At 73.4% G+C, this 15,267-nt stretch carries 11 protein-coding genes; 2 read left to right on the forward strand and 9 right to left on the reverse strand.

Translation table 11 applies throughout. The features are described 5' to 3' along the window. Nucleotides 1–6 precede the first annotated feature (6 nt). The 6 genes from AB0B35_RS12760 to eccD form a co-directional block, all read right to left on the reverse strand. Nucleotides 7–1,644, reverse strand: a complete 1,638-nt coding sequence (locus AB0B35_RS12760; RefSeq protein ID WP_361044304.1) for a hypothetical protein — start codon at nucleotides 1,642–1,644, stop codon at nucleotides 7–9. Between the two features lie 9 nt (nucleotides 1,645–1,653). Then, nucleotides 1,654–1,971, reverse strand: coding sequence for a hypothetical protein (locus tag AB0B35_RS12765; protein WP_360534299.1), 318 nt, complete (start codon nucleotides 1,969–1,971; stop codon nucleotides 1,654–1,656). A 28-nt stretch (nucleotides 1,972–1,999) separates the two neighbouring features. After that, a complete protein-coding gene (locus AB0B35_RS12770) occupies nucleotides 2,000–2,278 on the reverse strand; it encodes a WXG100 family type VII secretion target (protein WP_360534301.1) in 279 nt (92 codons plus the stop codon). A 45-nt stretch (nucleotides 2,279–2,323) separates the two neighbouring features. Further along, complete coding sequence (locus AB0B35_RS12775; protein WP_360534303.1) at nucleotides 2,324–2,605, reverse strand: WXG100 family type VII secretion target; 282 nt, start codon at nucleotides 2,603–2,605, stop codon at nucleotides 2,324–2,326. A gap of 126 nt (nucleotides 2,606–2,731) precedes the next feature. Then, nucleotides 2,732–4,138 carry a type VII secretion protein EccB gene (gene eccB / locus AB0B35_RS12780; RefSeq protein WP_361044307.1) on the reverse strand — a complete coding sequence of 469 codons (1,407 nt, stop codon included), beginning with the start codon at nucleotides 4,136–4,138 and terminating at the stop codon, nucleotides 2,732–2,734. A 2-nt stretch (nucleotides 4,139–4,140) separates the two neighbouring features. Next, nucleotides 4,141–5,535, reverse strand: a complete 1,395-nt coding sequence (gene eccD / locus AB0B35_RS12785; RefSeq protein WP_361044309.1) for a type VII secretion integral membrane protein EccD — start codon at nucleotides 5,533–5,535, stop codon at nucleotides 4,141–4,143. A 144-nt stretch (nucleotides 5,536–5,679) separates the two neighbouring features. Between eccD and eccCa the strand changes: the two genes are divergently transcribed. Continuing rightward, nucleotides 5,680–9,735: a type VII secretion protein EccCa gene (gene eccCa / locus AB0B35_RS12790; RefSeq protein WP_361044311.1), complete on the forward strand. Its 4,056-nt coding sequence runs from the start codon at nucleotides 5,680–5,682 to the stop codon at nucleotides 9,733–9,735. Between the two features lie 26 nt (nucleotides 9,736–9,761). Here eccCa and AB0B35_RS12795 read toward each other — a convergent pair whose 3' ends face one another. Beyond that, nucleotides 9,762–10,916: a S8 family serine peptidase gene (locus tag AB0B35_RS12795; RefSeq protein ID WP_361044314.1), complete on the reverse strand. Its 1,155-nt coding sequence runs from the start codon at nucleotides 10,914–10,916 to the stop codon at nucleotides 9,762–9,764. A gap of 152 nt (nucleotides 10,917–11,068) precedes the next feature. Here AB0B35_RS12795 and AB0B35_RS12800 point away from each other — a divergent pair, with 152 nt between their 5' ends. Beyond that, nucleotides 11,069–14,275, forward strand: a complete 3,207-nt coding sequence (locus AB0B35_RS12800) for a right-handed parallel beta-helix repeat-containing protein (RefSeq protein ID WP_361044317.1) — start codon at nucleotides 11,069–11,071, stop codon at nucleotides 14,273–14,275. Nucleotides 14,276–14,301: 26 nt separating this feature from the next. Here the strand turns inward: AB0B35_RS12800 and AB0B35_RS12805 are convergent, their stop codons facing one another. Continuing rightward, nucleotides 14,302–14,883 carry a hypothetical protein gene (locus AB0B35_RS12805; protein ID WP_361044319.1) on the reverse strand — a complete coding sequence of 194 codons (582 nt, stop codon included), beginning with the start codon at nucleotides 14,881–14,883 and terminating at the stop codon, nucleotides 14,302–14,304. An 83-nt stretch (nucleotides 14,884–14,966) separates the two neighbouring features. Beyond that, entirely contained in the window at nucleotides 14,967–15,221 is a 255-nt protein-coding gene (locus AB0B35_RS12810; protein WP_361044322.1) for a hypothetical protein, read from the reverse strand. Between the last annotated feature and the right edge of the window lie 46 nt (nucleotides 15,222–15,267).

Genomic DNA, 15,267 nt, shown 5'->3' on the forward strand with positions numbered 1-15,267 from the left:
CTCGGATCATCGTCCGTATTGCTGGGTGCCCCCGGTCGTGCTCTGGCCGGGGCGCGGCCGGGTGGGCGTGTACACCGGGACGTCGGTGGTGCCGGTCCCCTGCGTGCCGTCCTCGGCCTGCGTGGGGTCGCCGCCGCGGATGACTCCGGGCGGCACGTCGCCGGCGACGTTCCAGATGTCGCGGTCCTCCTGCAACCACGTGGTGCGTTCGCGTTCCTTCTTCTCGTCCTTGCCGGCGCCCGCGCCCATGCCGCCCATCGGTGGCAGGAACGGCGCGCCACTGCCCTGCCGTCCGCCGACCGGGGCATGCAGGCCGTCGGTGACCAGGCCCCCGCGGGCCAGTCCACCGGCCCCGCCGACCCCGGTCGCGCCCGCCATGCCGGGCGGGGCGTTCCCGGCGTACGGGAACGCCGACCGGACCGGCGGTGCGGGCGAACCTGGCGGACCACCGCCCGGACCGCCACCGGACCCCGGACCGGATCCGGGACCGGAGCCGGGCAGGCCGGGCGGGCGGGGTCCGCCCGTGCCCGGCTTGCCGGGGCCGGAACCGGGTGGCGGAATGCCGGGCAGGTGCGGGGGCACGATAGGACCGCCGGGGCCGCCCGGGCCGGAGCCCGGACCGCCGCCGATGGGCGGCGGAGAGCCTCCGCCGATCGGTGGCGGAGTACCTCCACCGAGTGGCGGTGGAGCGCCACCCCCGAGAGGCGGTGGAGCGCCACCCCCGAGTGGCGGTGGCGAGCCTCCCCCCAGCGGTGGCGGGGAGCCCCCGCCGAGTGGGGGCGGCGATCCGCCGCCGGTGGGCGGCGGTGCTCCGCCGCCGCCGGGCGGGGGCGCGCCGCCACCCGGCGGCGGCGGACCTCCGCCGGTCTCCGGGGGCGGTGGACCGCCCCCTGGTGGGGGCGCGCCGCCACCAGGGGGCGGCGGCCCGCCTCCACCTGGTGGCGGTGGTGGGTCGTCGGTCGGCGGGATCGGCGCGGGCAGCGCCGTGATCGGCTTGAGCTGCCCCAGGCCGACCTCGACGTCGTGGTACACGTTGGCGAGGGTGTCCAGCAGCTCCCGGGCCTTGCGGCTGATGTCCTGGTCGATGTCGGGATAGGACGACGAGGTGTAGATCGTCTCGCCTTCGCTGGTGACGAACCAGGGCCGGTGCGGCTCGGGCGACGACCAGTGCCCCCCGTAGGGCGTGGCTATCCAGGTGGCCGTCTGCCGCCAGTGCTCGTACAGCTCGGTGTAGCGGTCGTGGGTGCGCTGGGCGCCCTCGTGGTTGAGCGCGATCATGTCGTTGATCGCCTTGTCCAGGCCGATGCCGGCCCGGTTCATCTCCTGGATCCAGTTCTCGCCGCCGTTGATCAGCCGCTGGTTCTGGGTGATCATGCGGCGGATGCTGCCCAGCACCGCGTCGAAGGCCCGCGACGCGTCGCCGGTCCAGGCGTCGTCGGTGATGAGCTTCTTGCGCTGCTGCATGACGGCGATGTACACGGAATTCAGGGCGAGCCCGGCGTTGACGACCTTCTGCCCCATGTCGAAGAGGTGCTGCGGATTGGTCGCGCCCTTGTCGTTGACGTGGGTGTAGCCGTCCCGGCTGACGTCACCGACCAGCAAGGCCTGGACCTTGCGCCAATCCCAGTCGCTCCACTCCGGCATGGCGTGCGCCTAACTCACGATCGAATTGATGTCGTCGAGGACGAACGGGTCGTTGCTCTCGTCGGAGTCCTTCAGCAGCGTGGCCGCGCTGACCAGCACACCGTCGCAGTCCACGAAGACGTTGCTCAGCGTGGCGAGCACCGTCTCCCAGTCCTTGGCGCCGGCCTCGATCACGGTCTTGAGGCTCTTGCCCGGTTCGAAGTCGCCGATGGACAGCACGACCGGGTAGAAGTCGCGCTGGGGGCCGTCCAAGGTCGCCGGCAGGCCACGGAACACCTGCGCGGCGCCGTTCATGGCGGCCGGGTCGACCTTCAGCTCCTTGCCCATGGCCTGCTCCCTCCTTCGCCGAACCGTGTCAGATCTTGGAGGCCCGGTTGTCGGCGTCCTGGTAGTTCTCGACCTTCTGCAGCAGGCGCTTGATGCTGGCCTCCATGTCGGTGTGCATGACGGTCGCCTGGCTCTTCCAGGTCGCCGCGACGCTGACGTAGGTGCCCTCGCTCAGTGCGCTCCAGTTGGCGAAGTTGTTGCGCGCGGTGGACTCCATGCGGTCCACGATGCCGTTGAGGCGGGTGTTCTCGGCGCGCAGCCGGTCGGCCGCGTGCAGCACGGCCTCGTAGGTGATTCCGAACGCCATGACTGTCTCCTTCGGATGTGGCGGGTGTCGGGTGGGACGGCGACGTCAGCTGTTCTGGGCCTCGACGTCCTCCATAATCACGATCATCTGCTGGAACCAGTTGGTCAGCTGCGTCATGGGCTGGGCGACCATCCGCTGGTAGTCGGCCAGCCAGTTGTCGATCTCGGCGTTGTACGCGGTACGGGCCTGGCCGTACCAGCTGTTGCCGATGCCCCGCACGCCGCCGTCGACGGCGCTGCGCACCTGCTCGGCTTCCCGCTCCAGGTCGCGGAACTGCTGCAGCGCGGCCCGCAGTTCCGCTACGGGGATGTCAAGGGTGTTGGCCATGTCCATTCACCTTCCAGGTTCGACAGCGACCGATCGCGCTGACCGTAACGGCGCGGTAACCGCTCTCCCAGGCCCAAACAGGAGGGTGGGTCCCCGGGCCCACTACCTGGCCCGACGTGTCCGGTGTCAGCCGGACGCGGCCGCCACCGGATCGAGCACCGGACCTGACGGCACGAGCGCCAGCAGGGTCGCGGGCAGGTCCACGGCCGTGACGCCTCCGTAGCCGAGCGCCGCGACCGCCGCGTCGGTCATCGGGTAGCGCACGCCGACGTCGGTGATCAGCCACCGGGCGCTGCCGGGACGGCCGGGCGCGGTCTCCGGGCGCACCAGCACCCCTGCCCCGGCGGCCACCGCGACCAGGGTCGCCGAGCGCTGGTCCACCGCGCCCGGCGGCGGGGTGGCCGCGCGCAGGTGTCCGACCCGTGCGGTGACCAGCGCCAGGCTCGCATCGGCGCCGAACGTGGCCCGCGCGCACAGCACCTGCTCGCCCAGGTCATTGGGGTCCAGCAGCTGCGGCGGCCGGGCCGGCAGGCCGCCGTCGCCGATCGGCCGGCCGGAGACCGGGGCCGACACCACGCCGGCGGAACTGACCGCCACCGCGCGCGGGCTGCCGTCGTACGCGGCCCGGCTGCGCGGATCGGCGAGGATCAGCTCGGCCATCGTCGGGGTCAGCGACGCCAGCCCGTCGGCGAGCACCAGCCGGAAGCCGGCGCTGTCGTCGTCGGCTCCGGACACCCGCAGGACCTGACCGACCCGGGTGGGCCTGCCGTCGACGGCCGGTCCGGGCGCGCCGACGTTGGCGATGGGCGGCGGGGCCAGGTCGGGTCCGGCCGGCAGGCCGTTGAGCCAGGTGTCGGCGACCGGCACGGGCCGTACGCCGTCGAGGGCCAGGGCCACCGCGGCGGCCGGGTCGGCGACCCGCATGCGGCGGTTTCCCCAGATGAGGTAGCGGGTGCCGTCGAGGGTGGCGACCAGCGCCGCCCGGTCGACCGGGGTGGCGGCGAGGTCGGCGGCGCCGATGGCGAGCAGCACGGCCGGGCGGGACTGGCCGGTGACCTCGGGGGTGCTGGTGGCGCAGACGAGCCACGGGTCGCGGCTGAGCCGGGCGACCGCGGGCAGTGAGTCGGGTGCGCCGGTGATGCCCACGGGCAGGCCGTGCGGCACGCCGTCGAGCGACTTGACCGACACCGAGCGCACGGTGGAGTCGGGGCCGGTCAGCAGCAGCGCGGAGGCGCGGTTGCGGACCGGGCGCAGGACGCCGGCGGTGCTGTCGTAGACGTAGGCGGTGCCGGTCTCCTTCTCGACGATGATGGTGCCCGGTTCGCGCCAGGAGGTGTTGCCGCCGGGGAAGAAGAAGCCGTACGCCCCGCAGCCCGCGACGATGATCGCGCCGATGATCAGCCCGGCGAACGCGGCGACGCTGAACCGGCGGGTCGGGGTCTCCAGCGCGTCGGGCTCGCCGGTCAGCAGCGCCGAGCGCAGCCGCCCGACGACGAAGTTGTGGGCCTGGAGCTGGTCGCGTTTGGTCTGCACGGTCAGCCGGCCAGGCCGCGGACGTAGCCGTACACGCCGAGCACCGCCAGCAGCAGCGGGATCAGCGCGACCGCGAGGGTGGTCTCGAACAGCTCCGCGGCGCGGCCCCAGTAGGGTCGCGGCCGGCGGCTGTCGGGGGTGCGCACGACGGCGAGCAGGCCGAGTCCGGTCACGAGTGCGGCGGCGGGCAGGCCGATCAGCTGGAACGCCGGCCCGGTCAGCCGCAGGGCCAGCAGCAGCAGGCCCCATCCGGCGGCGGCGGTCAGCGCCCAGCGGGCCCAGGCGCCGGTGAGCAGCCGGGTGCGCAGCAGGAGCAGCACGCACACCGCCGCGGCCAGTGTCGGCGGGGCCCAGCCGGCCCGGTCGGCGAGCAGCCACAGCCCGCCCGCGGCGACCAGCGCGATCGCGAGGTGCCCGGCCGTCAGGTAGCGGTCGACGACGATCGTGCGTTCCTGCAGCGCGGCGTCGGGCACCGGCTCCACGTCGCGGGTGATGTCCTCGGGGGTGGTGGGCAGGTCGGGCAGCCGCAGCCCGCCCAGCCGGAACGCCAGCGACGGCAGTTGCGGGCTGATCAGCAGCGCGAACACGGTGATCACGGCCGCGGCGGCGAGCGGTGTCAGCAGGCCGCTGGCGGCCAGCAGCGCTCCGGCGGTCACCGCCGCGCTGGTGGCCACGACGACGAAGGCCATGGGTCGCAGGTCGCCGACGGCCACGGCGACGGCGACGCTGACCGCGGCGGCCATGGCCACGGCGGCGGCCAGGCGTGCGGCAAGGTCGGGCGGCGCCTGCCCAGCGGTGGCTCCGCTCATCAGGACGGGCGTCAGCTGGCCCGCGGCTGCCGCGTAGAGGACCGCTCCGCCGCCCAGGACCAGCCCGGCGATCCGGTCGGCCAGGGCCCGGGCGGCGAGGGTGGCGGCCAGCAGCAGTACGGCGGACATGCCTGCGGCGGTCAGCGCGTGTGCCGGTCCGGCTTGCGGCGACAGCGGCGCGGCCAGGCCCGCGGCGAGGGCGACGCCCGCCGCCGCGCGCAGGGTGTGCCGGGCGCGGGCGGGGTTCCACCGGCCGGGGCGCTGGCGGACCCCTGCGGCCACGCCTTCGATGAGGTCGTCGTGGGCGAAGGTCGGCATGGGATTGTCGCGGACGTTGAGGTAGACGACGTCTCCGTCGCGCAGGCCCAGGGCGGCCGCGGTCTGCTCCTCGTCGAGCGGTCTGCCGCCGAGTTTCTGCAGGACGGCGCCGCGGCCGGCGACTTCGCGGGCGGTCTCCTCGCCGAGCAGGTCGACGATGGCCGGGGTCACGTCCGCCAGGGTCAGCATGGCGGGGACCGCGAGGTCGATGCTGCCGTGGGGCCCGATGATCGTGAGCCGGCAACGCTCTGCGGAGGTGCTGACGTTCACAGTGACTCTCTCCCTGCCACGGCGTGGCGACCACAGCAGGCTAGCGGCGGTGACCGGGCCGAACATGGGCCTGCGGGCCCAAGCCGCCTGCCGTCGCGGCACGCAGAATGAACGGGTTCTGCCGCCCGCTCACTGGGAGAGCCCATGACCACGGTGATCTTCCGCCGGCCCGTGCGACAGCCGGGGCCTCCGCTCCCCCGCGGCGAGATGATCCTGCAGGAGCCGCCGACCCTGCCCGAGCTGAGCGGTGTCGACATGTCGTCGATGCTGACGTATCTGCCGATGGCGCTGGGCACCGGCGCGATGGCGCTGATCTTCATCCAGCCGGGTTCGTCGTCGCTGACCTATGTGGCCGGCGGCATGATGGGCGTGTCGGGCCTGGGCATGCTGGTCAGCCAGCTGGGCCGCGGCGGCGGTGAGCGCAAGCAGCGGCTGCGCGGCGAGCGCCGCGACTACCTGCGCTACCTGGGCCAGATGCGCCGCCAGGTGCGGCAGCTGTCGGAGAAGCAGGCGGCTGCGCTGTTCTGGAACCATCCGGATCCGGAGGTGCTGTGGTCGCTGGCGGGCAACCGGCGGATGTGGGAGCGCCGTCCGTCCGGCGGCGACTTCGCCGAGATCAGGCTCGGGCTGGGCAGCCAGCGGCTGACCGTGACCCTGACTCCGCCGCAGACCAAGCCGGTGGAGGACCTGGAGCCGCTGTCGGCGCGGGCGCTGCGCCGGTTCCTGCAGGCGCACTGGACCGTGCCCGGCACCCCGATCGCGGTGCAGCTGCGCGGATTCGCGCGGGTGCTGGTGCAGTCCACCGACGAGCCCGCCACGCCGGACGAGGGCCGGAGCGCGACGAACCGGCAGCCCGCCGACGAGCACGGCCTGGACCTCGTGCGGGCGATGCTGGGGCAGCTGGTGACCTTCCACAGCCCGGACGACCTGCGCATCGTGGTCTGCGCGCCGGCCGAGCGCCACCCGCGCTGGGACTGGGTGAAGTGGCTGCCGCACGCCCAGCATCCCGGGCACAGCGACGGCGCGGGCGCGGCCCGGCAGGTCGCGGAGACGTTCGCCGATCTGGAGCGGCTGCTCGGCCCGGCGTTCAACGACCGGCCCCGGTTCGACGACCCTGCGCTGCCGAGCCGGGAGGAGCCGTACACGGTGATCGTCGTCGACGGGGTGCCGATCCCGCCGACGTCGCGGTTCGCGATGAGCAGCGTGCGCAACTGCACGGTGGTGGACCTGTCGGAGTCGCTGCGCTGGGCGGTCGACCCGGTCACGCTGCGGCTGCTGGTGCGGCCCGACGTGGTCGAGATGATCGGCGCGGACCCGCAGGGCCGCGACAGCGCGACCGCGCTGAGCACCCCGGACCGGCTGGGGCTGGACCACGCGCGGGTGCTGGGCCGGCGGCTGTCGCCGTACCGGCTGGGCTCGTCGGCGGAGACGGCCGACTCGCTGACCCTCGACCTGGACCTGACCGTGCTGCTGGGGCTCGGCGACGCCGAGACGTTCGACCCGGCCGCGGCGCGCACAGGGCGTTCGCGGTGGGACCACATGCGGGTGCCGATCGGGGTGTCGGCGAACGGCACCCCGGTGGAGCTGGACCTCAAGGAGGCCGCGCAGGGCGGCATGGGCCCGCACGGGATGATCATCGGTGCGACCGGTTCGGGCAAGAGCGAGCTGCTGCGCACGCTGGTGCTGGCGCTGGCGGTGACGCACAGCTCCGATGTGCTCAACGTGATCCTGGTGGACTTCAAGGGCGGCGCGACGTTCCTGGGGCTGGAGACCCTGCCGCACACCTCGGCGCTGATCACCAACCTGGCCGACGAGCTGCCGCTGGTCGACCGGATGCAGGAGGCGCTGCAGGGCGAGCTGGTCCGGCGTCAGGAGCTGCTGCGCCAGGCCGGGCACAGCTCGCTTCGCGACTACGAGAAGGCCCGGGTCGGCGGGGCCCCGCTCGCGCCGCTGCCGACGCTGCTGGTGGTGGTCGACGAGTTCAGCGAGCTGCTGGCGACCAAGCGCGAGTTCCTGGACACCTTCGTCATGATCGGGCGGCTGGGCCGCAGCCTCGGCGTGCACCTGCTGCTGGCCTCCCAGCGCCTCGACGAGGGCCGCATCCACCAGCTGGAGTCGCACCTGTCGTACCGCATCGGTCTGCGTACGTTCTCGGCCGGGGAGAGCCGCAGCGTGATCGGGGTGCCGGACGCGTACACACTGCCGACCGCGCCGGGCAACGGCTACCTGCGCATCGACACCAACACCCTGGTCCGGTTCCGGGCCGCGTACGTCTCGGCCCCGCTCAAGCGCGCCGAGCGCCGCCAGCGCCAGGAACGGGCCCGGCTGGACCTGACCAGGTACGTCGTCGGGCACGTGCCGGTGCCCGACCACGCGGCCGCCCCGCCGGTGGCCGACGACGCCGCAGGTGAGGACGCGCAGGCAGGCGGGCCGCGTCTGCTCGACGTGATCGCCGCCCGGCTGCTCGGCCACGGACCGCAGGCGCACCAGGTGTGGCTGCCGCCGCTGGAGGAGCCGCCGACGCTGGACCAGCTGCTGCCGCCGGTGCGGATCACCGCGGAGCGGGGCCTGGGCGTCGTGCCCACCCCTGGGCTCGACGAGGCGCAGCGCGGCACGCTCGGGCGGCTGCGGGTGCCGGTCGGTGTCGTCGACCGCCCGTCGGAACAGCGCCGGGACCTGCTCATCGCCGACCTCAACGGGGCGGGTGGGCACGTCGGGGTCGGCGGCGCTCCGCAGAGCGGCAAGAGCACCCTGGTCCGTACGCTGGTCACCGCGCTGGCACTCACCCACACCCCCGCCGAGGTGCAGTTCTACTGCCTCGACTTCGGCGGCGGCAGCCTGGCCGGGCTGGCGGGGCTGCCGCATGTGGGCGGGGTCGTCGGCCGGCTGGACCGCGAGCGGGTCAGCCGCACCGTCGCCGAGGTCACCGATCTGCTGCTGCGCCGCGAGCTGCGTTTCTCCGCGCTGGGCCTGGACAGCATCACCGAGTACCGGCAACGCCGCGAACAGGGCACGCTGCCCGACGGGGCCGACGACGGCTACGGCGACGTGTTCCTGATCGTGGACGGCTGGTCCACGCTGCACCAGGACTTCGAGACCCTGGAGGCGTCGTTCTCCGACCTGGCCACGCGGGGCCTCAACTATGGCATCCACCTGATCGTCACGGCCTCGCGCTGGTCGGAGATCCGGCCGTGGCTGCGCGACCTGCTCGGCAGCCGGTTCGAGCTGCACCTGGGCGACCCGGTCGACTCCGAGATCGGGATGCGCCAGGCGGCCAACGTGCCGGCCATCCCGGGCCGCGGCCTGACCCGCGACGCGCTGCACTTCCTGGCCGCGCTGCCGCGCATCGACGGGGTGTCGCGGACCGGTGACCTCAACGAGACCGCCCGGGAACTCGCCGAGCACAGCACCCGGGCGTGGACGGGGCCGCGGGCCCCGAAGGTGCGGCTGCTGCCGACGCTGCTGCCGGCCGCGGACCTGCCCGCGACCGACGCGCCGCGGCGGGTGGCGCTGGGTTTGGACGAGGCCCAGCTCGACACGGTGTGGCACGACTTCGACCAGCAGCCCCACCTGATGATCTTCGGGGAGTCCGAGTCGGGCAAGACGAACCTGCTGCGCCTCATCGCCCGCAGCATCGTGCGCAACAACTCCGCCGACCAGGCCCGCATCCTGCTGGCCGACACCCGCCGCCACCTGTACGACGCGGTGCCGCCCGACATCCAGGTCGGTTACGCGGTCTCCACCGCGGCCCTGACCGACCTGGTCAAGCAGGCCGCGGAGGCGGTCACGCCGCGGCTGCCGGGACCCGACATCACCCCGGACCGGCTGGCCCGGCGCGACTGGTGGGCCGGGCCGCACCTGTTCGTCATCATCGACGACTACGACCTGCTCGCCGGCGGCTACACCAGCCCGCTGGAGCCGCTGCTGGACGCGCTGCCGCAGGGCTCCGAGGTGGGCCTGCACCTGGTGCTGGCCCGTACGACCTCGGGGGCGTCGCGGGCGATGATGTCCGATCCGGCGCTGCGGCGGCTGTGGGACCTGGGCACCAGCGCCCTGCTGTTCTCCTACGACAAGGCCGAGGGCGTCTTCCTCGGCGAGGCAAAGCCGATGCGGCTGCCGCCGGGCCGGGCGCAGCTGGTCAGCCGGCGGCTCGCGCCGACGCTGATCCACACCGCGCACCAGCCGGCCGGCTCGGACTGACCATGGCGGACGCCGGTGGCATCACCTCAGCGCGCGCGGGCACGCCGGCGGCGGATCCGCGGCGCGGCGAGCGTCACGGCCACCATCAGCAGGGTCAGCCCACCCGCCGCGGCGGCGACCACGGTCGCGACGCGGAACGCGCGGTCGTCGGCGGGCTGCGGGCGCGCGACGACCGCGGGCGACACCGGCACAGCCGCGGCGGCCGCACCGCGCTCGGCGGGCAGTACCGCGGTGACGGCGGCGTACAGGTCGAGTGCCCCGTGGCCGAGCTGCGGGTCGGGCACCTGCCGGGGCACCCGGTCGCTGGTGGCCAGCAGCCGCTGCTTGACCTGTGCGGCAGTCAGCTGCGGGTGGTGCGCCCGCACGAGTACGGCGGCTCCGGCGACGTACGCGGCCGCGTACGCGTTGCCGCCCTCGACCACGTGGCCGGAGCCGCGCGGGCCCAGGCTGAGCACCCCGGCACCGGGCGCCATGAGGTCGACCGGTGCCGCGGTGCCCGACACCAGGCCGCCTTCGCGGTCGAAGCCGCCCACCGACAGGACGCGCCCGGTCACCCACGGGTCCACCGGCACCTCCTGCTGCGTCGAACCCCAGGATGCGACGACCACCAGGGCGTCTTTGGCCTCGGCTTCCTCCAGCGCGGCGCGCAGCTGGGCCCCGGCCCGCACCACCGGCGTACCGACCACGATCACCCGGGCGCCGCGCTGGGCGGCCACCCGGATCGCCGCGGCCAGCGCCGTCTCCGACGGCGGGTGCTCGTTGTCGGCGGTGACCCGCAGCGGCAGCACCCGCGCCTGCGGGGCGAGCCCGGTGAACCCCACCCCCGGCTGCTCGCCCGCGGCCACGATGCCCGCCACGAAGGTGCCGTGGCCCAGGCAGTCGGTGTCCGCGCGGCCTCCGGTGAGCGTGTCCTGCCCCGGGTCGACCCGGCCGCGCAGCTGGCGAACCTGCCCGTCCACACCGGAGTCCAGGACCGCGACGGTGACCCCTTCACCGCGGGTCAGCGGCCAGATCCGCTGCGGGCGCAGCCACTGCTGGGCCCAGGGCAGATCCGGTACGACGTTCCGGGCAGGCGGGGCGCAGTCAGGTGCCGCCACAGCCGGGCCGGCCGGAATCAGCAGACCCGCGAAGGCAAGCACCGCCACCGCGCCCAGCCGGCCCCACCTTGTCACGTGTCCCATCCGTACTCCCCACCGAACTCGCCGCTACCGAAGCCGACGGCAAGCGGCGGCTGGCGGCACTGTACGAACCGCGGGCCGTGCGGGCATGGGCCCGCAGACCCGGCCCGGGCCCGACTCGGGTGCCCGCCCTCCCCACATGGAAAGGTCCTCCGGTGAACCATCGCGTCCTCACCGTCTCCGCCACCGCCCCGGACTCCTACCGCACCATCGGCGCCGCGCTGCAGGCGGTCCGCGCGGGCTGGATCATCAGCGTCCTGCCCGGGACCTACAGCGAGTCACTGACGCTGCACGTGCCCTGCACCATCACCAGCGAGGAAGGGCCCGGCACGGTCGTCATCGCCGCGCCCGCGGGCAGCGCCGTCGTGATGGAGGCCGAGGAGGCGACCCTGAGCGGGCTGACCCTGGCCTGCTCCGATCTCGACCTGTCCGCGATCGACATCCCCGCCGGGCGGCTGCTGCTGGAGGAATGCGAGATCCGGGCGCAGGCCGGCGCGGCGATCTACGCCAGGGCATCGGGCGACCTCACGGTGTCGCGCTGCCACATCCGCAACACCGCCGGGGCCGGGATCATCGCCGTCGACCACGCCACGGTGGCCGTCCAGGAGACCACTCTGAGCCAGGTACGCACCTCGGCGGTGGTGGTACGGGCGTCGGCGGCGCTGGTGATGCGCGACAGCATCGTCGCCGACGTCGGCGGCAACGCCATCTGCGGCACCGAGCAGTCCCGTCTCACCGTCGAACGCTGCACCGTGTCCCGGGCAGCCGGACCGGCGATCGCCGTCGAGGGCGAGTGCGAGGCCGTGCTCCGCACCAGCACGGTGACCGACACCCAGGAGGCGGGCCTGCTGGTGACCGGCCAGGCCACTCCGCTGGTCGAGGACTGCCACTTCACCGCCACCGGCGGCGCGGGCATCGTCGTCGACGGCGGCGCCGACCCGCGCGTGACCGGCGCGTCGGTCACCTCCGCCGCGACCCACGGCATGGTCGTCACAGGCGGCGCGACCGGCACCTACCTGGACCTGGCCATCGCCGACAGCGGCGCCGGGCTGGCCGTGGTCGGCGGTGCCGACCCGCTGCTGCAGCGGCTGTCGATCACCGGCAGCCGCGGCCACGGCATCACCGTCTCCGGCGACGGGCGAGGACGCCTGGAAGACTGCACGGTGTCCGGCTCGCTCGGCGCGGCCCTCTACACCGTCGACGGCGGCACACCCCTGCTGCGCGCCAGCAGGCTGACCGGCTCCGGCGAGACGGGCGTGCTCGTCGGCGAACGCGGCGCGGGCACGCTGCGCGAATGCCAGGTCGAGGAGTCCGCCGGGCACGGGGTACAGATCACGGCCGGCGGCGAACTGGTGCTGGAGGAGTGCTCCATCACAGCCGCACGCGGCATGGGCCTGCTGGTCGACGACGACGGCGCGGTCTGGGCCACCCGCTGCGAGATCTCCGGCAACACCGGCGACGGCATCCGGGTCGGCCAGGTCCGGTCCTCGTCGATCAAGGGCTGCACGCTGCACCACAACGGCGGCAGCGGCCTGCACCAGACAATCGGCGACGTGGACCTGGCCGTGGCCGATCTGGACAGCCATGACAACCAGCAGCCCGACCTGCGGCGCGAAGCCGGCGACCCGGCCGGCACCGCCACCGGGCACGCCGACGACCGTCCGGTCCCGACGGGCGAGTCCCGCCGCGCCGCGCCGCCGCCGGCACTGGAGGGCCTGCTGGCCGAACTCGACGGCCTGGTCGGACTCGCCGGGGTCAAGCAGGAGGTGAACATGCTCGTCGACCTGCAACTGCTGGCCGGACGCCGCACCGCGGTCGGGCTGCCGCCGCCGCCGATGAGCCGCCACCTGGTCTTCGCCGGCCCGCCCGGCACCGGCAAGACCACCATCGCCCGGCTGTACGGGCAGATCCTGCAGGCGCTGGGCACCCTGCGCAAGGGGCACGTCGTCGAGGTGGCCCGCGCCGACCTCGTCGCCCAGATCATCGGCGGCACCGCCATCAAGACCACCGAGAAGTTCGAGTCGGCGCTCGGCGGCCTGCTGTTCATCGACGAGGCGTACGCGCTGACCGACGAGGGCGGCGGCACCGGGCCCTCGTTCGGGCAGGAGGCCATCGACACGCTGGTCAAACTGATGGAGGACCACCGTGAGGACATCGTGGTCGTCGCCGCGGGCTACTCCCCGCAGATGCGGGCGTTCCTGTCGTCCAACCCCGGCCTGGCCTCCCGGTTCACCAGGACCATCGAGTTCGAGAGCTACTCCGACGACGAGCTGGTCACCATCGTGGAGAACTTCTGCAAACGCCACCGCTACACCCTCGACTACGGCACCGGCCAGGCGCTGAAGAACCTGTTCGCGCTCATCCCGCGCGACAGCGCCTTCGGCAACGGCCGTACCGCGCGCAAGGTGTTCGAGGACGCCATCGGGCGGCAGGCTCAGCGCCTGTCCCGGGCCGAGGTCGTCTCCGCCCCGGAGTTGACCCGGCTGCGCCCGGAGGACATCGGCCCGCCACCGACCGGCGGCATCCGTCTGGGCGGCACCGCCGAACGGCCCGACCTGGCGCAGTTGCGCGCCAAACTCGCCGGGCTGGTCGGGCTGGAAGAGGTCAAACGCGAGGTCAACGACACCGTCAACCTGTTGGCGACCTCACGCAAGCGGGCCGAGGCGGGGCTGCCGGTGCCCGCCCTGGGCCGGCACCTGATCTTCTCCGGCGGGCCCGGCACCGGCAAGACCACCGTCGCCCGCCTGTACGGGCAGGTGCTGACCGCGCTGGGGTTGCTGGCCAGCGGGCAGCTGGTCGAGGTCAGCCGGGCCGACCTGGTCGCCGAGTACGTCGGCCAGACCGCGCAGCGCACCAAGGAGGTGTTCGAGCGGGCCCGGGGCGGGGTGCTGTTCATCGACGAGGCGTACACCCTCGCGCCGACCGAGCGGGGCGGTGGCGCGGACTTCGGCCGGGAGGCCGTCGACATGCTGGTGAAGCTGATGGAGGACCACCGCGACGACGTGGTCGTGATCGCCGCCGGGTACGACGCGGAGATGGCCGAGTTCCTGAAGGCATATCCGGGGCTCGGGTCGCGGTTCGCGCACACCGTGCACTTCGCCGACTACACGCCGGCGCAGCTGGTCACCATCGTGGAGCAGCACGCGAGCGCGTTCGGGTACGAGCTGATGCTGGAGACGCGGGCGGCGCTGCTCAAGCACTTCACCGCGATGTCGCGGGGGCCGGGGTTCGGCAACGGCCGCACGGCCCGGCAGGTGCTCGACAAGATGATCGTGCGCCAGTCGGGGCGGCTCAGCAAGATCGCCGAACCGGCCCGCGAGGACCTCGTCACCCTGCTGCCCCAGGACCTCGACCCACGGTGAGCCTCTCCTCAGCGACGCGATACATCTCATCGGCTGCTTGTGCGGCGGCGGGCATCGCGAGGGATCCGCCTCTTTGGAGCATTGGCAACTCGGACCGCGTGCCCGCCTTCCTGTGGCACGCGGTGTTCGAGCAGCTGCCGCTGCTGCCGACGATGTGACAGCCAGCGCCGCACCCTCATCGCGCCGAATAGGCCGGCACCCGACCAAAAGAGCACCAAGATCAGAAGCACAACAGCCCTCGCCGGCACGGCGGCGACGGCCCCCGGCCCGTAGACGACCCGCCGCGCGCCCGAGTCCAGCACCCGGACCTGCACGCCCAGGGCCATCTCCGCCGGCACGCCGCTCAACTGCACGCCAGTGCGCGTCACTGTACGGTCGTCGCTGACGAACGTGCCGAGCCAAACTTGGTTCCGGCCACGGCCGATCTCGTACATGTCCTCGGCGGTGAACGTGCCCGCGATGCCGTGGCCGTGTGCCGCCCGCCAGGAAGGGCCCATCTCCTGCAAGGCCTGGCGGGCAGCAAGGACGGACATCGCGGCGAGCCCGATGATCAGCGCGGACAGGGCCAGAGTTCGCAGCCATCGTCGGATGAACGTCGCCGCCTTCACGGGCGGCATCGTATGTTCAAAGGTCAAACAGCGTGGCCGGAGAAGTGCTCGCGCTCGGCCGCCGCGCCAACCCGCCGTCGGGCTCATGATTCCTCGATGAGGCCGAGGGTTTCGGACAGTTCCGCCAAGGCTTCGCCACGCTCGGGATCGGTCTCCGGCGCGGCAATCTGCGCGATCAGCGCGATCAGCTCCGCGGATTCCTCGGCAGTGAGGTCGCCAAGCAGCCCGACTGTGTCACCCAGCAGCTCCGAACCGACCTCAAACGGGATGGCCTCCTCCTCCGCAAGATCGATGGAGACCATCAGGTTCACCAACGCGTGTACGAGCTTGAACGTCAATACGTGCGTCCTCCCGCCATGGTGAGCCGTCCTCTGCTGTCACGAC

It is taken from the genome of Catellatospora sp. NPDC049133 (genome assembly GCF_040648455.1).
GTDB lineage: Bacteria > Actinomycetota > Actinomycetes > Mycobacteriales > Micromonosporaceae > Catellatospora > Catellatospora aurea.